Source organism: Neobacillus sp. S1227, assembly GCF_055385255.1.
In genome coordinates, this window is record NZ_AP038276.1 from 2,921,005 (window position 1) to 2,938,397 (window position 17,393).

Consider the following 17,393-nt stretch of genomic DNA (forward strand, 5'->3'; position numbering starts at 1 on the left):
TAGCTTATTGTATGGCAATACTGTTCAAAAGCTCTTTTTCGACGTAATCCAAGTGTTCCATCATCATCTGTTTCGCATTCTCCGGTATTCCAAGCTTAATGGATTCATAGATTTTATAATGTTGTTTTTCTATCATCTGAGCAGTGGCTGGGTTTTTCTTAATATAGTGGTGGAAATCAATCATGGCATTCTTCATTGTTGTCGAGATAAATTCCAAAAGTTGAATAATAATTTCATTTCCTGCCGCTTTGGCGATGGCTGTATGTAACAGATAATCGGAATCCCACCCATTCATAGTTGGGTTGGCGAAGATTTCTGCCATTACATGCAGATCTGCTTCTGTCCGATTTATAGCGGCTAGCTCCGCAATCCCTGGTTCTAAAATCTTTCTAACTTGATAAAGTTCACTGATATCTCTTGGTTGGGTAAGCAGCAAATGATTGTTGAAGAGTCTCGTTGAGTCAAATTCCAAAATATAGGTTCCTTCTCCCTGCTTTACATCGACAATACCTTTTCCTTTTAAAGTCGTAATAGCATCACGGACTGCGGAACGGCCAACACCAAACATTTCACATAGTTCCCTGACCGAAGGAAGCTTTGTTCCCACCTGAAACGTTCCGGATCTAATCATTTCCTCGATTTGCTCAGCAACTGAATCGGATACTTTTTTCGTCGAGATCTTTTGTATTTCCAAACATCTCCCCCCTTCCTTTCAGATATCACATATCTGATAAGTAATGACGATTACCTATATTAAACCACCTTTAACAAAAAAATTCAATGAATTTTCGGAATAAAATATTTATTGTGATGTATGGGGACAGTTCGTGACTACTGATAAACTCTTCCTAAGAAGGTGAATGAAATAACAGAAGCTTATCAATCATTATTTGCACCTCATCTTATTTATGAACTTATCCTAAATATACTGTTTATTATCTAACCTGTTACGAAAAAACCTTTTTCTCCAAAAATGATGATAATTTATTTATTCATAATCGCCTGCATGTCATTTCAATCAAAAAATTTGCGACTATATCTTAGGTATAAGATAGAACAAAGGCACAACTAGCTAAGTACCACTAGTTGTGCCTTTTTGCGCGCAAAACTTCCGATTGCCTCCGTTATGAACCGTCCCAGTGGTGTCACTCGTTGCTACTTTCAGTATTAGTATTCAACTGTAACTGAAGTAGCGGCCGGGGCACTGGTACCTGCATCATTTGCTGCTGTAACAGAAATGGCATAAGTTTGACCTGGTTTAGGCTTACTTAACGTTGCATGTGTTACTGAGATGGGGTTCAATCTATACGTACGGCCATTCACAGTAAACCAAACGGTAAATTTGACATTTTGAGTACTTGCATTATTGTTGTCCCAGCTAATAACAATATTATTAGAGCTTTTATCAAAGTAAGCTTGCAAATTGGTTGGGCTGTTTGGCACTTTAGTTTTTCCTTCTACTGTTATTGAAACCGATGCTGGATCACTTTTTATCTCTTCAGAAATGGCAACGATCGTAAATGTGTATGATTTTCCTTTCTCCGGGCTTTGAAGTACTGCTTGGTTTTCAATTGTGGATGTTAGTTTTGTTGTATTTCCATCCACTGTATAAGTAACATCAAAGGTTGTTTTTGAACTGGTTTCAGACGCATAATTCCATGATAATTGTATGCTATCTGAAGCTTCATCATATTTCGTCTGAGCATTGGTTGGTTTATCAATCTTAGGTGCCGGCGGCTTTTCTCCACCTTTTACATAGTATTCCTTGCCTAATTTTCCAACACTGCTTGGTGGTATAAATCCTTCCGTGCTGGCAGCTGCTCGTGACATAATCTCTTTAAACGCTAATTTAGAGAAGTGCTCGCTTTTGCTTCCTAAATAGTCATCTGAAGAAGTAGTTTCTTTGTATCCTGTCCAAACAGCACCAGTGTACTGCGGTGTATATCCTACAAACCAAGCATCTCTTGTCGCATTATTAGGTAAACCGTATTTCTTTATTGCTGATTGATCGAAGCTGGTTGTTCCTGTTTTTCCAGCTATATCAAGACCGCTAACATTTGCCATGGTTCCAGTACCTGAATCCACCACTGTACGTAACATATCTGTGATGAGGAAGGCAGTGGAGTCTTCCATTACCTTCTTTTTACTTGAAGCTAAGTTTTTTTCCGTTCCATCGGGATAAATTATTTTGGAAACAGTAAATGGTTTTGCATAGTAACCTCCATTCCCGAAAGCTGCATACGCTCCAGCCATATTTAAAGGAGATGCAGCATCAATGGCGCCTATTGCATTCGATTCATTTGCTTTTTGAGATTCTGTAATAGGAAAACCAAGGCTTTTGGCAAAATCAGTGGCATAGTCTGCTCCTACTTCCTGATATGTTTTTAATGCTGGGATATTACGTGACCAGGCCAGATGATCTCTAATCGTTTTATCTCCTGCATAGGTATGACTTGCATTTTGAATAGGGGCTCCATTTGAGTATTGATACTTCTCATCTTTTATTATGTGTCCAGTTGACCATTTGAATTTTTCAATCGCTGGGCCGTAGTCAAGAATTGGTTTAATCGTAGAACCAGGATGACGGTTAATCCTTGTTGCATAGTTAAATTTTCCGGTTTGATAATTTCTTCCTCCGCCAATGGCTTTAATGGCTCCCGTCTGGGTCTCGGCAATGATAACAGCTGTTTGCAGCTTATCATTATCTGGAAAATCGATATAATCATTTGTTGAAAGAACATCTTCCGTAACTTGCTGGATTTTTGGGTCAATGGTTGTGTAAATTTCTAATCCATCTTCAAAAATATTCCCGCCTGTTTTTTCTTGTACTTCTGCAATGGCTGTATCAACAAAGGCTTGATACTTATTTGGTGCCTCTTCTTGAATATTTAATGTATCTTCAATTGGTGTACTTTGCGCTTTCTCCATTTTTGATTTGGAAATATATCCATGTCTATTCATATAATAAAGAACCATATTTCTGCGTTTTTCTGCTGAATCGAGATTACTTTCAACAGTAGGTGTATAGTTATTGGGACTTTGTGGAATCCCAGCAAGGAGTGCAGCTTGTTCCAGTGTTAATTTATTTAACTCATCGGGACCAAGCCCGAAGAACCTTTCGGCCGCTTTTGCGACGCCATATACATCATTGCCATATAAATTCTTGTTAAAATACATTTCTAGGATTTGATCCTTAGAGAACTTTTTTTCTAATTGAATGGCTAAATACCATTCCTGCACTTTTCTTGTAGGGGTTTTTTCAATTGATAAAAAAGAATTTTTCACAACTTGCTGTGTAATCGTACTGCCGCCTTGAGAAGAACCAGTCGTAATATTCGTCCAAACAGCAACAAGAGTACGTTTAACATCAATTCCATGATGCTGATAAAAACGGGCATCCTCTGTAGCCAAAACAGCATTTTTTAAGATATCAGGTATTTGCTTAGTATTAATTTCATTCCGTTTCTCTTTACCGATTTCGGCAATGACGGTTTTTCCATCACTAGCAAAGAATCTGGAAGATAAAGGATCTTTTAATAGCGTTTCGTCAAACTTAGGAGCGTCTTTAATGATCCAGTAAAAAGCACCCACTCCAAACAAGAACAGTACAATTCCTAGTGTAAGACAAATGTATAAGAATTTTTTCCAAAATCCTTTTCTTGGCCTCTTGTTCTCATCCTGTTTTGAAGAACTTTGTTGTTGTTCTTGTATGTTTTTTCTCCGCTCAGTCCGCGACCAATCATTTTCTGTCATGTTTCTTTCTCCTACCTTTCAAGACCATGGACAAGAATGTGGCCCCGATTTGGACGAGGCGAACCGTTCCTGTGGTGTTTTTTAAATAAAAGTTGGTATCATCCAAGAACTATCAATGGGTGAGAAAACCTTATAAAAATTAGCAGTAATCCTTTTGATTCATTTAACAGTTTTTACTAAGCATTTGAAGGTCTAGAAAATGCAGTGTTAGTTTCCTTCAGAAAAGCGGGAAGGTATATGTATTATTATTTCCACCCCGACACTATTTATGGGGGTGCCAGCTGGCTAGATTAATTAAAATCATTATGGGAGAGACAATTTCAAGTGTGGAAAATGAAACCGGAGAAAGTAATAATGATTGTAATGAATAGTGTCCATAATTTTACTTCGCAATTAAAGAGTGTATTCTGTGAAAAATGAGAGAGTTTTCAGTGCATGGGTAAAGTCGGAAGAGTTGAAAAAATGTTGTGGCTCTGAGGGATTCGCGACGACTATTGATGGTAAGAGCAACTTCAAAACGTGTTCAATTTGTGTCTTTTTAAATTTTCTCGGGCGGCCTACTCTAAAATCTTCACGCTGCTTAGCTAACTCTTTCCCTTATTGGGTTCGTTCCACAATCATATTTTTTCTTTTCATTTCTACTGTAAATCTTGTCGCAGCCTTCGGCTTTCAATTAATGAATTAAGTTATGGTTATAGAACGGATAGTCATTTCAGTTAAATTTTTAATAAGGTTATCAAGCTAAAAAGCCTTTATATAATTTCTTATAGTTTTTTCTTCTAGGGCTGCTATTACCCTAGTCAATTTCTTCGTCTCTATTTAAGAAATAGTGGTCTTAAAGGTACTTAATTACCGAAAATTGTTGTCCACACAATTAGCATATCGCTTTAGTCCACTAAAACGAAAAAAGGCCAATGCTCGAATTGCTTCAAAGCATTGACCTATTAGTGGTCCAACCAACAAAAAGCGCAAAACATACGCTAAGCAAATTTCGACATAAATAAAAGCCGAGTTTTCCTACGCTAAGAAAATTCGGCTTATTATTTATTGAATAAGAGGGCGCAGCGAATGTAAACTTGCCACTTTCTTCATATCAAAGATGTATTCCCCAAGAAAATTGATATGTTCCCATCCCAATGGCGAAATATGTTTTAGTAATTCTTCCCGTAAATCCCCTTTTTCCTTCAACAAATTTGTTGCTTCGGTAAGATATACGGTATTCCATACGCTAATGGCGTTAATTATAATATTTAAAGAACTTGTACGTTGAAGCTGGTCTTGGAGTCCTCGTTCCCGCATTCTTCTCAATATTTTAATTTTTCCTCTTATACACTTTATTTCGTTCCAAAACTGTACACCCCTTATTTTCGAATGTTTTTAGAATTAGTAAATTATTATGGACAGTACAACCAATATAATAGGTAGCTTTAAAAGTCACTTTTTAATATCTCTAACGCCTATTGATGAAGAGTTTTGCTCTTTCCCTTTCCTCTTTCTTTTGGAATTAACCTAAAGTAAAAGATACTCTTTGACCTTATATCTCCATTTTTATGTGCAATGAATAGGAGTTACGTTAAATATGGTGAGGCGTATCGATTATTCGAAGTAGTGATGTTGTGGCTTTCTTCGCAAATTGTTCGGCTGGCTCTTGACTTGTTCGTTCCCATTCAACAAATGAACTGTATAATGCCCAACCAAACATAGCTGCTTCTATGCGATTTTCAGTTTGTAAGATGCGGGTTACAATCAACGTTAATTGCTCTTTTACTTTTTCCTCTATCATTTGAGTAAATGTATTATAGCCTCGCCTACAATGCGTATGCATATTTTCGTGTATTTGCACAATTGATTGAAACATTTGCACGACTGTTTCCTCATTGAGTTCCTGATTACAGTTAAATTGTCCCTTCATGATATCCTTAATTCTTTCTGTTAACACCACATCAAGTAATTCATACTTATCAACGAAGTGAGTATAAAATGTGGCTCGATTAATTGTCGCTATTGCTGTTATATCTTTGACAGAAATTTGATCGAAATTCTTGGTAGCTATTAGCTGATTGAAAGCGTCGATAATCATTTGCCGTGTCCGAACGGCACGGGGGTCTGTCGTTTGCGTATTCATATTTTTTTACCTCTCCTTTGGCAACAATTTTTAAGAAATGTTGTGTAAGCGACAGATATATAGAACTGTTTATGGTAGTACGGCTCTCAGCATTTTATAATACCTATATACAACACGTGTTGTCAATAATAACAGTTTAGTAATGGAGTGTTTTTAATGTAATCTATTCAAACCATCAAGCTATTCCGTTACACAAGGTTATCGATGTAATTAGCGATATGTATTGACGCCTAAAGATTTATAGGAGGAGAGTTTAATGAGTGAACGTAAAAACAGTTTAGTCGAACGTACTTTTTTAGAAAATCACTTGATTTCTGGTCCTTATGAACGACTTTTTTTGCAACCTGGACAAGAATTCGCCTATGTGAAAAACTACCTTAAGCACATGGACGGTATTTTGGAGTATGAGTTTCGATTGGAAGAATACTTCAATTTGAAAGTAATCGGCTTGCAATCGGTGTTGGGCAATGTGTCCGCGGTGGTGATTGATGACAAGTCGTTGCGCCAATTACCCGATTTCATTCAACACACCAACAGTATGTTTGTGGTGGATTCCATTGAAGCAGTGTATGAAAAAGCGAAACAGTTAGGTATACCGATCTTGCAACCACGTACTGAAAACATCATGGGCGCACAAGGTCGATTGCTATTGGCACCGGGCTATATAATTGAACTGGCTGAAGCCACCAATGAATCTTTATTTTACCCTGATGCTCGTCGCTTAGGTTATAAGTTTTAGTCAAAGTATTGTATTCTAGCATACATCCTGTAGAAACAATCGTTCGTAGTGGTGCTTGGTCTGGTGGGATTCCATTGAATAGAGTAGTTATTCCTGGTACTGAAGCGCTAGGAATTGCTGAAAAAATCCGCAGTCAAGTAACTAACGTGCAAGTCGGGGATACAGTCATTGCAAAGGTGCCAAGTTCTGGGTATGCCGAATATGTTGTTGCAGATAACAATCGTATTTTTAATAAGCCAGAGGATATGGATATAGAAATAGCGGCTGGTTTTTCTGGTGTTGGGATTACCGCATATTGGGCATTAATTGGGTATGGCCATATTAAAAAAGGCGAGACTGTAGTGATTCTGGGAGCTTCAGGAGGAGTAGGAAGTATAGCTGCACAAATAGCAAAGGATTGTGGATTGACAGTTATTGGAGTTGCAAGTAAGAAAAATGAAGAGTATGTACTTTCCTTGGGAGCAGATAGATTTGTAGACTACAATGATCAAAAAGAGATGGAAAAAATAAATGGATCAGCAGATGTAGTCATAGATGCTTCACTTCTTGGTAAAGGTGTTGAAAATGGGGTCAATTTATTAAAAGAAGACGGACGCTATGTTACGTTAACCACTGATCCCCAAACAACTGTGTCCAATAAAAACGTTGAAATCATTGGGATGCGTGGAAGGTCTGCCTCAATGACTGAAAAAGAAGCAATTAATTACTTGTTTGATTTGAATAAACAAGTGGGATTAAAGTAAAAAACTGCAATGACTTTTCCATTAACGGCAGAAGGAGCTAAAAAAGCTCACGAAGCAATTATTGAAAAGAAAATACCAGGTAAAGTATTGTTAAAATCTGAACTAGGTAGATGGATAAAAACTATAAAATTTTGCATAAAAATAACGAGGAGGGTGTTTATTATGTTGTCTATTCGTACCATACAAGCTATTCCATTGCAACAAGGTGATGGTCGCCACTTACGCTATGTGATGCAGCCTAACAATTTAATGGATAATGATCCCTTTATCATTTTAGCTGATGACAAATTTGCGCATAATACATTTGCCGATCATCCGCATAAAGGGATACAGACTGTGACATACGTGCTTGAGGGAAATTTACAACATTATGATAGTAAAACAGGCGGCGGTGGAAGATTATACGAGGGGGATTTTCAAATTATGACTGCAGGAAGCGGCATTATTCATAATGAGAATCCAGACCCAGGTGAAGACGTTCGGGTTCTTCAACTGTGGGTAAATTTATCAAGTGATGACAAAAAGGTACCTGGTCAATATGAAGATTTACCACATGGACAAGTACCAGCTCTTCCTATTGAAGGTGGCAATATTGAAGTATATGCAGGTGAAGTGAATGGTGTGGCATCACCATTAAAACTGTTTACGCCATTCCTTTACAGCGTAGTTTCACTTGAAGAGGGTGCAAGCTATGAGTTTCCTATTCTAGCTGGCTACAATAGTTATTTATATATGCTAGAAGGAAAGGCTAAAATAAGTGAACAACACATTAATACGTTTGATGTCGTACATTTTGAACAGAATGAAACAGCAGACATTATACCTATTTCTGGAACTGAAAGAACAAAATTTGTCATTTTCGCTGGGGAGCAAATTAAACAGCCTGTTGTTGCAAGAGGTCCATTTGTTATGAATACAGTTGAAGAAATCAATGAAGCATTTGCTAGTTATAGAAATGGAACATTTATACAAGAAACATCATACTAAAAAAGGTGGGAAAAATGATGAAAGTACAATTTTATGCTGATTTCACATGTCCATTTAGCTATATGGGTAAACGTCTATTAGATCAAGCTATCGAACAAAGGGGCGAAGAAATTGAATTTGAATTAAAATCCTTTCAGTTAACACCTGAGGCATCTACTGAGGTTGCTATTCCAACGGTAGAGATGTTAGCGAAAAAGTTCAATAAATCAAAGGCAGAGATGTTGGAGAGAACAGCACAAATAAAAAACCAAGCGAGTCAATTTGGACTTGACTACAATTATGAGATTATGAAGGCAGCTAATACGTTGAAGGCACACCGTTTAACAAAATGGGCTGCATCGTTTGGTAAAGCAAGAGATTTAACGGAAGCATTCTTCTATGGCTTATTTACAGAAGGGGCTAATCTAAATAACGAAGAGGAATTATTACAATTTGTTGACTCTGTTGGCTTAAATAAGAAAGAAGCTAAAAAAATTCTTGATTCTGATGCTTTTACTAAGGAAGTCAATGCAGATAGACGGGATGCAAATACAAAAGGTATCCACAGTGTTCCAACATTTATCATTGATGGTCAATATATCATTCAAGGTTTACAGCCAGTAAATGTGTTTTTACAAACTTTCAAAAAGGCTGCGATAAAATAACTAAAGAGCATGGTAGTGCTAAACTTTAAGGTAACAATTTTCTAAAATGGCGTTTATTCCTTAAAAAGGCCTCTACGGCTACTTTAGCACCTGTATGATTTTTCTTGTTGTAGTCGGACGTGGCATTAGATTCGTTTTGCCATACTAGATTGCTAGCCTGATCATCAAATCGTTCACATTAGTAGAGAATAGACTTTGTATGAAATATTATTATCAATCTCGAATTAAGTATAATTTAATTCGAGATTAATAAAACAAATAACTAAAAAGGATGAATTTAGAATGAGTATTTTATGGTTAATAGGTCGTGCTCTTTTTGGGGCATATTTTATAATGGTGGGTTTTAATCACTTCTCTAATTTTCAGGCGTTGAAACAAGCATCTCAATATAAAAAGATTCCTATGCCAGGTACCTCCGTTATCGTTTCGGGTCTTATGTTAATAATTGGCGGAGTAACTATTTTAACCGGCTTTTATGTTGGACTGGGAGTATTATTACTTTTTATATTCTTGCTGATATCAGCATTTACGGTTCACAACTTCTGGACATTAGAAGACCCAATGAAAAAAATGGGGGAACAAACCCAATTTATGAAAAACATCGCATTGGCATCCGTGGTGTTAATGCTACTCCAGATACAAGATTGGTCTTGGGATGCTATTAACTTTTAACAAAGGTTAAGTCCTAAATAAAATAAAGCAAAGGTAACCCCTGCTTTATTTTATTAATAGATGTTAGGCAATATATTTTTAAAAACGAGTTTTCCCGTAAATCTTTTATTTAAAGAACAGTTATCATATCCTTCGGTCAGGATTGTGTGTGAATACTCTGGGGTGATCAGGGAAAGGCTCATAGTTGCGTTGTAGTTTCATCGTTAAAATGTTGTGATAAGCGCAAAGAGCTTACTCCTTTAAATTTCAAAGTGACAATAAAAGCCGATACTTCCTTAGCGTAGGAAAAATCGGCTTTCTTTTGACGAAATTTGCTTAGCGTATTTTTTTCGCTTTTTGTTGGTAGTACTCCTATTAGGCTTTCTTGCCTTAAATGATACCGGTGGTCGGGGTCGAACCGACACTCCTCACGGAACACGATTTTGAGTCGTGCGCGTCTGATAAATCCGTGGAATAGGCACGGGTATAAGGTTTATGACTTTATTTTCAATGCTTTATTTGTAATTGTCCATACGATTATTAAATACCAACTTTTTAATGATAAGTTGGATTGCAACATACGTCAATTCCTTTTTGTTTCCTTTTCTATTAACGTGGCAAATTATTTAATTTTTTTTTCAAAGCAAGGGCTTTTGCTCTACGTTCTTTTAATTCCAGAATGTGAGTTTCGTTTACATTAATTTTTTCAGATTGTAAACGTTCAATCGCTTCGTCAATGATTGCAATTTCGTTGTCGAAGGTTTTAAGTTTTCGATATGTCATTGCATACGAATTATATAAAGCTGGAGCATTATAACCGTTGTATCGTGCTTTATCAAATAGCTCAATAGCTCGTTCAAGGTTGCCTGCTTTTCGTTCCTTGTCACCTTTTTCCCAATATGGCATACCTGCGTCAAAGCCTTTGTCCCAGTTTTGTAGGTTCTTTATTTCTTTTAGCGGAATACGATTGTGAATTGGATTAACAGATATCCCTTCTGTTGGAACAACTTCAATTTCGCCAAACTTTTCTTTTAAAAACTTCCAAACATCAATTAAATGATATGTAGGTATATTTCTCCCTAGCTTCTCGAATGCTTGCTCTTGGACAATCTCATAATTAACAACGTAATCGTCACCAATATATATCCAAGCAGTAACTGATTTTGCATATTTACTTTTAAGTATTTTGTTGCCGTTATTTGATAATTTTGCTATTGTTTCACCTTGATATTTCTCTAAGTTCCTGCCATAAATGATATTGATTTCATCTCGCATACTTCGAGTGATAAAGACTACCGCTTTTAAATTTTCGTACTTAACTTCATCAAATGATCGACGCTTTATTCCAAAGTAATGTTCGTCTATCTCGCTTGCGTAAAGACAAGGAGCAGTTTCAAATTGAAGTTCAGGTGTGTTAGGACTTCGGTCGTATCCGTTGCCTCTTTTCGTAAATAATGGAATTATACGGTTCGTTAGCCTATCGTTTGTTTCATTTAGTATTCTTGTCATTTCTTTACTCTCTAAATCTAGTGCTTGTTCTTCAATTAACCTCGTTCCAACAAAGCGAGAGTCCGTATCATACATTTTACGTATCTTTTCAGCTTCATATGCTCGTTCATGGAACGTTTTATAACGATCCCCACGTCCTTTTCCAACATAAAATATTTCACCAGTATTTTTAATAAACCATTCATACACATAAAAATCTGTTGCTGTACTACCTGTAGCAACGCCCACGGGAGATGAAGAAATAGAAAAGCCATTTTTTTCGTCAGATGAAATATTAATAGTTAGACCCATGCCTATTCCATCATCGTTAGCATTTTTAGGCTGTTTACTCGTGTTTTCATGTTTCTGTAATTCTCCGTTGTTTTCGAGGTCTTCCTGTTTACTATTCTGTTTTTCTTGCTTTTTATTTCCAAAGAATTTGCTAAACAACCCCATTTTATTAACCCCTTTTCACGTAATAGCTAAGGAATCTTCACTTGCATTTCACCAAAATAATTCTATGTATTATTCCATTATATTTCTTCATTATTTTGGAGAGAATTTTTCAATTTCTGTTGCATATAACCTATACCCCTACAGTCGCTTAATGGGTATTGAAAGATTTTATTACTACCAAAAGCCTGTTCAACAACTTTTTTATACTCCTTACCTCCCAAAACAACTATTTCATCATAATCACCTAAATGTTTGTTAGCAATTTGATGCTTAAGCACGGTTAAACTAACGATTTCTGCATTTTTAGAATTAAATGTAACATCGTAGTTTGAAGGGACCATATCATGTGGAGATAAAAAGCCATGTTTAGCCGAAAGTATAACCCAGTGTTCAAAGTAACGTGAAGCATATGCCTGACATTTTTTATGATAAGTACCTACATAAACATTTTTTGCTTCAGTTGGTCCAACATCTGGTCTAATATCCCATATCTTTTTTGAACCACATGGTATAATACAAAGGCGTTTCATTATTTTCGGATAACTCCTTCTTCGTTTAAAAGTTTTTCAGTAAATATGTCACTCGCTAAACCTATTAATAAGTATTCTAGAAATGTCAGTGAAGTCTTACCGTATTCCTTCCAAACACCAATATCTTCTTTACTCAATGCCTTAATCCAAAAATATGTATTATTTTTTAATATGGGGGTTTTACTTGGATAATCTTCGAATAACATTTCAGCCCACTTATAATATTTCTTTGATTTCTTAATTTCTGGATGTCCCTCACAAACTACTGCACTTAAATCACCTATGTGATAAGCGTAATTATATCCCCATCTACAAAAAAACGCCTGATTTAGTATAATATTCTTTATATTTATGGATAGGTTACATTTAATTTTCCCATATTTCTCTGATTTGCCAATAAATAATGGTATAACTGAATTTGCATTTTTCCAAAACATCATATAAATTACTCCATCATATTTTTCTGACTTTTCCTCAAAGTCGATGATTACCTTTTGTACCTCGTTTATTAATTAAGATTCCATTTGGGTGCTTCTCATGAGCATATTACGATTGTTATTTCCATATTTGAAGGTTTTAACTATCCCATTATCAACTTCAAATAGAGGAACACCCTTTTCGATAACTTTGTGTTGTAAACAAAAAACATCCCAAAGTTGAGTTTTGTTATCCATATACTAACTCTCCTACATAAGCACTCTTATATGTATATTAATGTTGATTACACCGCACTATTATAAATAAAACACACCTACAATTCTCCTTCTATGACCTTTTCCAAAACAATCCTTTTCTTAAAACCGCCTCGTTTTTCTAACTTATCAGCTTTTACCTTTAATACCTTGTCCATATCTAAGTTAAAGGCCTGCACTATACCGTCAATTACTTCTAATATATCCGCTAACCTCTTCTTCGTTAGGGGTAGACTTAAACTCTTCCAGTTCTTCTATTAATTTATACAACAATAACGGCTTAACCTCTTGTTCGGTAGCAACGTGTGTAATCGGAACTTTGTTATCCTGTTTAACTATTTACGGAATTTTATCTCGTACTAATTTGTTATAAATCTGTTCACTTACTTAAAACGCCCCTATCCCTTAAACGAAATACAAAACTATTAGGCATAACATAAAGTTGAGGGATAATGCTATCCAATAACTCAATTTCTCTTGGAGTCATTTTTTAACGAACGAGTTGGATTACCTCCCATAATTCCAGCTCGTCCATTTCTTCAAGGCCCAATCCAGTAATGGCTCCCCATTCATCCGTTTTATCAAGTACATCCTGATTTTGCTGATAGAATTTCTCCATAAATTTTAATAATGGCTGCACACCTGCTATAAGCTTTTCTTTTTCTTCGCTTGTTAATCGATCGCTGAATTTATTCATATATTTAAGCCTCCATACTTTTCTGTTATTATCTAGCATGGACAATTTTCATACAAAACAAAAAGACATACTGCTAATTTTTGCTATAATGCAAAAGAACCCACAGCGGCTACTGTGAGTTCTCAAATTCTCTTCTTGATTGATATATTTTGTTTTTTAAATAAATCCTAACCAAATAAAAATTTTAAAAAAACAACGCTTTTACTTTATTTTAAAGGACTAAAATTATTTTTTCAAAATTTCTAAAAATGCCATCGCCATTTGGTCGATGTTTGGTTTATTCACTTCTGTTACCTTAATGTTATCTGTATTTCTTGCTAATATTTCTTTTATATTTATGGTTTCCTTTTTAGGTGTTTTCAATGTTTTTGCCTCTTTCAGTGTCCATTTGAATTAATTATTGTAAGCAAAACGGATCTTCAACATTCTTGTATCATTATGATTTTCGTCCCCTCTTCATTCTTGGGTTTTCAGTAAAATTCGAGAGGATACTATGCTTGTTAAACCCTTCTTTCAAATCTTTTGAATACAAATTTACATAGTTTAAGGTAACATCAAGTGTTGAATGTCCTAATAATCGTTGTAGCTTGAATGCATTCCCGCCACTCGTTACATAGTATTTTGCAAAAGTATGCCTAAATGCATGAATAGAAGTTCATTCTACGCCTCTTTTATTGTTATATCGTGCAATTGTATGCTGTACAGAATTCCTGGTCATCTTTTCTCCTAATTCATTAATGAACAAGAAATCATCCTATTCAAATTGATACATCCTGAAATATTCGTTTAAGATTTTTACTAAATTTTCGCTGATCGGATTAAACTGTGCTTTTCTGTTTTTGGTTGTCGTTAAAACAACCATTCCATTTTCCAAATCATCAGCAACTTTTAAGTTGAGTATAGTATTAAGCCTGTTTCAAGTCTCAGGCAGGTAATTAACTACCACCCAATTTCTATGTTTGACAAATCCACATTCCTTTATATTCGGTTTTTTAATTAGCTTCTTAATTTCAATTTCTGAATAAGGCTCTTTTTGCTCCTTATCGGCTTTAATTAGATTAATCTCAAATTTGTTTAAATGCTGCTCACGCATTGAATAATACAAAAACGCTCTAGCAGCTCTCAGATAGGTGTTAATTGTTGTTGCCTTTAAGCCTTTTTCCTTCAAGAACAAAATGAATTCATCAATGTGATCCTTTTCAAGTGATTTAACAAGCTGAATTCCCTAATCGTCTAGGAATCTCATAATGTGAATTAGATTTTGATCATAGAATCTAATGGTCATTTCAGATAAGTTTGTTATTCTGTTATCCATCTGAAAATCATTAAAAAGTTCCTCCACGGTTTTCTCCATTTTTGCTTTTTTCTTTCCTTTAATTACAGCCAATAATATCTCTCCCTTTAAGAAAAATGGTCTTAAAGGTATTAAATAATCGAAAATTATTGTATACACGATTCGGAGATTACTTTAGCAAAATAAAGCACAAAAAAAGTCAATGCTCCGATCGCTCAAAGCATTGACTAATAAAGGATTAACCTTTTTTTTAATACCGGTGGTCGGGGTCGAACCGACACTCCAGAAGGAACACGATTTTGAGTCGTGCGCGTCTGCCAATTCCGCCACACCGGCATAAGTTGGAGGCGGCAACCGGATTCGAACCGGTGGATAAAGGTTTTGCAGACCTTGGCCTTACCACTTGGCTATGCCGCCATATTGTTTGGAGCGGAAGACGGGATTCGAACCCGCGACCCCCACCTTGGCAAGGTGGTGTTCTACCACTGAACTACTTCCGCATATTGGCTGGGCTAGCAGGATTCGAACCTACGAATGACGGAGTCAAAGTCCGTTGCCTTACCGCTTGGCTATAGCCCAATAATGGAGCGGGTGATGGGAATCGAACCCACAACAACAGCTTGGAAGGCTGTGGTTTTACCACTAAACTACACCCGCATTATTAAATATATATATGGGGCGGCTGATGGGAATCGAACCCACGAATGTCGGAACCACAATCCGATGCGTTAACCACTTCGCCACAACCGCCATATTGGCTTTTATAAAAATATAAATAGTGGCGGTCTGGACGGGACTCGAACCCGCGACCTCCTGCGTGACAGGCAGGCATTCTAACCAGCTGAACTACCAGACCGAATTGCGGGGGCAGGATTTGAACCTGCGACCTTCGGGTTATGAGCCCGACGAGCTACCGGACTGCTCCACCCCGCGATAATAAAAAGTACAAAAGTTGACGTCATGCTAAAAGCTAACGTATGACTGTATCAATCTCAGAAAGCTTATTCAAGCAGCAGCTCGATTGATACAACTCGCAGGTTATTCATCGAAGCAACGCTCGTTGCTCCACCCCGCGATAATAAGAAATACTTTGCAAAGATATGCATAAAGTTGATATCTGACTGTATTAATTCTTCAAAAGTATATTCAAGAAAGAGATCAATTGATACAATTTAAAAAAATAACAGTCTAATGGCGGAGGAAGAGGGATTCGAACCCCCGCGCGGTTTAACCCGCCTGTCGGTTTTCAAGACCGATCCCTTCAGCCGGACTTGGGTATTCCTCCGAATAAATGGTAGCGGCGGAGGGGATCGAACCCCCGACCTTACGGGTATGAACCGTACGCTCTAGCCAGCTGAGCTACACCGCCAAATTACATATTTAAATTAAATGGTGGAGCCTAGCGGGATCGAACCGCTGACCTCCTGCGTGCAAAGCAGGCGCTCTCCCAGCTGAGCTAAGGCCCCATTGATTTTAGTAAGAATGGTCGGGAAAACAGGATTCGAACCTGCGACCCCTTGGTCCCAAACCAAGTGCTCTACCAAGCTGAGCTATTTCCCGAAAATTGAATTATATTGATGGCGCGCCCGACAGGAGTCGAACCCATAACCTTCTGATCCGTAGTCAGACGCTCTATCCAATTGAGCTACGGGCGCATTATTAGTTTTATTGAAAAATTGGAGCGGAAGACGGGATTCGAACCCGCGACCCCCACCTTGGCAAGGTGGTGTTCTACCTCTGAACTACTTCCGCAAATAAATGGTGCGGGTGAAGGGAGTCGAACCCCCACGCCCGAAGGCGCCAGATCCTAAGTCTGGTGCGTCTGCCAATTCCGCCACACCCGCAAAAGAAGTAATTAGCTGTAATGGTGGAGGATGACGGGATCGAACCGCCGACCCTCTGCTTGTAAGGCAGATGCTCTCCCAGCTGAGCTAATCCTCCGTAAATGGTGACCCCTACGGGATTCGAACCCGTGTTACCGCCGTGAAAGGGCGGTGTCTTAACCGCTTGACCAAGGGGCCATTTAAAAAAATATATTGATGGCGGAGAGCAAGGGATTTGAACCCTTGATACGCGGTTAACGTATACACGATTTCCAATCGTGCTCCTTCGGCCACTCGGACAGCTCTCCATTATATTATATAAAAGAAGCGACAGTGAATATTTTCGCATATCTCTACTTTTCTATCAACGGCTAATTTCTTCCAAATTCATTATAGGGGAAGAAAAAAGACAGAAAGTTGAATTTCTGTCTTAGCCCGGCAGCGTCCTACTCTCACAGGGACTTGCGTCCCAACTACCATCGGCGCTGAGAAGCTTAACTTCCGTGTTCGGGATGGGAACGGGTGTGACCTTCTCGCCATTGCTGCCGGACTATTTTTAGAGGTTTTCATTCCCTCAAAACTAGATAATGCAGAAGAAGTAAATAAGAACGAGTCCACCAAATTACATTGTTCATTGTCTAGCTCCAACGTCCAGCAACTAGTGTCCTTCGGTCTTTTCCCTACGATAAGTCAACATTGATTCGCTTTCGCTCATCGTGTTTCCTTTAGCTAATCAGAATTTATTACTAAATTCTGAACGCATAAGTTCAA

The 17,393-nt window shown here is 37.2% G+C and carries 17 protein-coding genes, 18 tRNA genes, 1 rRNA gene and 2 pseudogenes; 5 read left to right on the forward strand and 33 right to left on the reverse strand.

The features are described 5' to 3' along the window. Positions 1-4: 4 nt before the first annotated feature. The 5 genes and pseudogenes from ACZ5AE_RS14685 to ACZ5AE_RS14705 all read right to left on the reverse strand — a co-directional run bounded on the left by ACZ5AE_RS14685 (position 5) and on the right by ACZ5AE_RS14705 (position 5,878). Positions 5-694 carry a FadR/GntR family transcriptional regulator gene (locus tag ACZ5AE_RS14685; RefSeq protein ID WP_464565041.1) on the reverse strand — a complete coding sequence of 230 codons (690 nt, stop codon included), beginning with the start codon at positions 692-694 and terminating at the stop codon, positions 5-7. Positions 695-1,167: 473 nt separating this feature from the next. Next, positions 1,168-3,753 carry a PBP1A family penicillin-binding protein gene (locus ACZ5AE_RS14690; protein ID WP_464565043.1) on the reverse strand — a complete coding sequence of 862 codons (2,586 nt, stop codon included), beginning with the start codon at positions 3,751-3,753 and terminating at the stop codon, positions 1,168-1,170. A 504-nt stretch (positions 3,754-4,257) separates the two neighbouring features. Then, a pseudogene (locus tag ACZ5AE_RS14695) lies at positions 4,258-4,380 on the reverse strand (recombinase family protein); the annotation flags it as partial. A 417-nt stretch (positions 4,381-4,797) separates the two neighbouring features. Next, positions 4,798-5,052, reverse strand: a pseudogene (locus ACZ5AE_RS14700) (Tn3 family transposase); the annotation flags it as partial. 274 nt (positions 5,053-5,326) lie between these two features. Next, positions 5,327-5,878, reverse strand: a complete 552-nt coding sequence (locus ACZ5AE_RS14705) for a TetR/AcrR family transcriptional regulator (RefSeq protein WP_464565044.1) — start codon at positions 5,876-5,878, stop codon at positions 5,327-5,329. Between the two features lie 256 nt (positions 5,879-6,134). Between ACZ5AE_RS14705 and ACZ5AE_RS14710 the strand changes: the two genes are divergently transcribed. The 5 genes from ACZ5AE_RS14710 to ACZ5AE_RS14730 all read left to right on the forward strand — a co-directional run bounded on the left by ACZ5AE_RS14710 (position 6,135) and on the right by ACZ5AE_RS14730 (position 9,663). After that, complete coding sequence (locus ACZ5AE_RS14710; RefSeq protein ID WP_464565046.1) at positions 6,135-6,617, forward strand: VOC family protein; 483 nt, start codon at positions 6,135-6,137, stop codon at positions 6,615-6,617. An 8-nt stretch (positions 6,618-6,625) separates the two neighbouring features. Continuing rightward, positions 6,626-7,360 carry an NADP-dependent oxidoreductase gene (locus tag ACZ5AE_RS14715; protein ID WP_464565048.1) on the forward strand — a complete coding sequence of 245 codons (735 nt, stop codon included), beginning with the start codon at positions 6,626-6,628 and terminating at the stop codon, positions 7,358-7,360. 9 nt (positions 7,361-7,369) lie between these two features. Beyond that, complete coding sequence (locus ACZ5AE_RS14720) at positions 7,370-8,347, forward strand: pirin family protein (protein ID WP_464565049.1); 978 nt, start codon at positions 7,370-7,372, stop codon at positions 8,345-8,347. 14 nt (positions 8,348-8,361) lie between these two features. Then, positions 8,362-8,991 (forward strand): DsbA family oxidoreductase, encoded by a 630-nt coding sequence (locus ACZ5AE_RS14725; protein ID WP_464565051.1) that lies wholly within the window; start codon positions 8,362-8,364, stop codon positions 8,989-8,991. A gap of 282 nt (positions 8,992-9,273) precedes the next feature. Next, complete coding sequence (locus tag ACZ5AE_RS14730) at positions 9,274-9,663, forward strand: DoxX family protein (RefSeq protein ID WP_464565052.1); 390 nt, start codon at positions 9,274-9,276, stop codon at positions 9,661-9,663. Positions 9,664-10,251: 588 nt separating this feature from the next. Here ACZ5AE_RS14730 and ACZ5AE_RS14735 read toward each other — a convergent pair. The 28 genes from ACZ5AE_RS14735 to rrf all read right to left on the reverse strand — a co-directional run bounded on the left by ACZ5AE_RS14735 (position 10,252) and on the right by rrf (position 17,172). Next, on the reverse strand, positions 10,252-11,586 hold the full coding sequence (locus ACZ5AE_RS14735; RefSeq protein WP_464565054.1) for a GIY-YIG nuclease family protein: 1,335 nt from the start codon (positions 11,584-11,586) through the stop codon (positions 10,252-10,254). Between the two features lie 77 nt (positions 11,587-11,663). Continuing rightward, positions 11,664-12,116, reverse strand: coding sequence for a DUF6884 domain-containing protein (locus ACZ5AE_RS14740; protein WP_464565056.1), 453 nt, complete (start codon positions 12,114-12,116; stop codon positions 11,664-11,666). Then, positions 12,116-12,556 carry a hypothetical protein gene (locus tag ACZ5AE_RS14745; RefSeq protein WP_464565058.1) on the reverse strand — a complete coding sequence of 147 codons (441 nt, stop codon included), beginning with the start codon at positions 12,554-12,556 and terminating at the stop codon, positions 12,116-12,118. Before ACZ5AE_RS14745 ends, ACZ5AE_RS14740 begins: the two co-directional genes overlap by 1 nt. Positions 12,557-12,628: 72 nt before the next feature. Beyond that, complete coding sequence (locus tag ACZ5AE_RS14750; RefSeq protein ID WP_464565060.1) at positions 12,629-12,790, reverse strand: hypothetical protein; 162 nt, start codon at positions 12,788-12,790, stop codon at positions 12,629-12,631. A 508-nt stretch (positions 12,791-13,298) separates the two neighbouring features. Further along, on the reverse strand, positions 13,299-13,505 hold the full coding sequence (locus tag ACZ5AE_RS14755; RefSeq protein WP_464565062.1) for a hypothetical protein: 207 nt from the start codon (positions 13,503-13,505) through the stop codon (positions 13,299-13,301). Positions 13,506-13,730: 225 nt separating this feature from the next. Then, positions 13,731-13,868: a hypothetical protein gene (locus ACZ5AE_RS14760; protein WP_464565064.1), complete on the reverse strand. Its 138-nt coding sequence runs from the start codon at positions 13,866-13,868 to the stop codon at positions 13,731-13,733. A 73-nt stretch (positions 13,869-13,941) separates the two neighbouring features. Beyond that, positions 13,942-14,154 carry a tyrosine-type recombinase/integrase gene (locus ACZ5AE_RS14765; protein WP_464573639.1) on the reverse strand — a complete coding sequence of 71 codons (213 nt, stop codon included), beginning with the start codon at positions 14,152-14,154 and terminating at the stop codon, positions 13,942-13,944. A 267-nt stretch (positions 14,155-14,421) separates the two neighbouring features. Continuing rightward, positions 14,422-14,673 (reverse strand): hypothetical protein, encoded by a 252-nt coding sequence (locus ACZ5AE_RS14770; RefSeq protein WP_464565065.1) that lies wholly within the window; start codon positions 14,671-14,673, stop codon positions 14,422-14,424. 57 nt (positions 14,674-14,730) lie between these two features. Next, positions 14,731-14,892 carry a hypothetical protein gene (locus ACZ5AE_RS14775; RefSeq protein WP_464565067.1) on the reverse strand — a complete coding sequence of 54 codons (162 nt, stop codon included), beginning with the start codon at positions 14,890-14,892 and terminating at the stop codon, positions 14,731-14,733. A gap of 161 nt (positions 14,893-15,053) precedes the next feature. Continuing rightward, positions 15,054-15,135, reverse strand: a tRNA-Leu gene (locus tag ACZ5AE_RS14780). 6 nt (positions 15,136-15,141) lie between these two features. Then, positions 15,142-15,216 (reverse strand) — tRNA-Cys (locus tag ACZ5AE_RS14785). 8 nt (positions 15,217-15,224) lie between these two features. Then, positions 15,225-15,299 (reverse strand) — tRNA-Gly (locus ACZ5AE_RS14790). A 4-nt stretch (positions 15,300-15,303) separates the two neighbouring features. Next, positions 15,304-15,378 (reverse strand) — tRNA-Gln (locus tag ACZ5AE_RS14795). A 4-nt stretch (positions 15,379-15,382) separates the two neighbouring features. Then, positions 15,383-15,456: transfer RNA gene (locus ACZ5AE_RS14800), tRNA-Gly, on the reverse strand. A gap of 17 nt (positions 15,457-15,473) precedes the next feature. After that, a tRNA-His gene (locus ACZ5AE_RS14805) sits at positions 15,474-15,549 on the reverse strand. A gap of 29 nt (positions 15,550-15,578) precedes the next feature. Further along, positions 15,579-15,655 (reverse strand) — tRNA-Asp (locus tag ACZ5AE_RS14810). A 3-nt stretch (positions 15,656-15,658) separates the two neighbouring features. Then, positions 15,659-15,732: transfer RNA gene (locus ACZ5AE_RS14815), tRNA-Met, on the reverse strand. Positions 15,733-15,991: 259 nt separating this feature from the next. Beyond that, a tRNA-Ser gene (locus tag ACZ5AE_RS14820) sits at positions 15,992-16,084 on the reverse strand. 7 nt (positions 16,085-16,091) lie between these two features. Next, positions 16,092-16,168: transfer RNA gene (locus ACZ5AE_RS14825), tRNA-Met, on the reverse strand. A gap of 21 nt (positions 16,169-16,189) precedes the next feature. Then, a tRNA-Ala gene (locus ACZ5AE_RS14830) sits at positions 16,190-16,265 on the reverse strand. Positions 16,266-16,282: 17 nt separating this feature from the next. Further along, positions 16,283-16,359, reverse strand: a tRNA-Pro gene (locus ACZ5AE_RS14835). An 18-nt stretch (positions 16,360-16,377) separates the two neighbouring features. Continuing rightward, positions 16,378-16,454, reverse strand: a tRNA-Arg gene (locus tag ACZ5AE_RS14840). A 22-nt stretch (positions 16,455-16,476) separates the two neighbouring features. Then, positions 16,477-16,551 (reverse strand) — tRNA-Gly (locus tag ACZ5AE_RS14845). Positions 16,552-16,558: 7 nt separating this feature from the next. Then, positions 16,559-16,643, reverse strand: a tRNA-Leu gene (locus ACZ5AE_RS14850). A 21-nt stretch (positions 16,644-16,664) separates the two neighbouring features. Next, positions 16,665-16,740: transfer RNA gene (locus ACZ5AE_RS14855), tRNA-Val, on the reverse strand. Between the two features lie 5 nt (positions 16,741-16,745). Then, a tRNA-Glu gene (locus tag ACZ5AE_RS14860) sits at positions 16,746-16,820 on the reverse strand. 19 nt (positions 16,821-16,839) lie between these two features. Next, positions 16,840-16,930, reverse strand: a tRNA-Ser gene (locus ACZ5AE_RS14865). Positions 16,931-17,055: 125 nt separating this feature from the next. Next, positions 17,056-17,172, reverse strand: a 5S ribosomal RNA gene (gene rrf / locus ACZ5AE_RS14870). Positions 17,173-17,393: the final 221 nt, after the last annotated feature.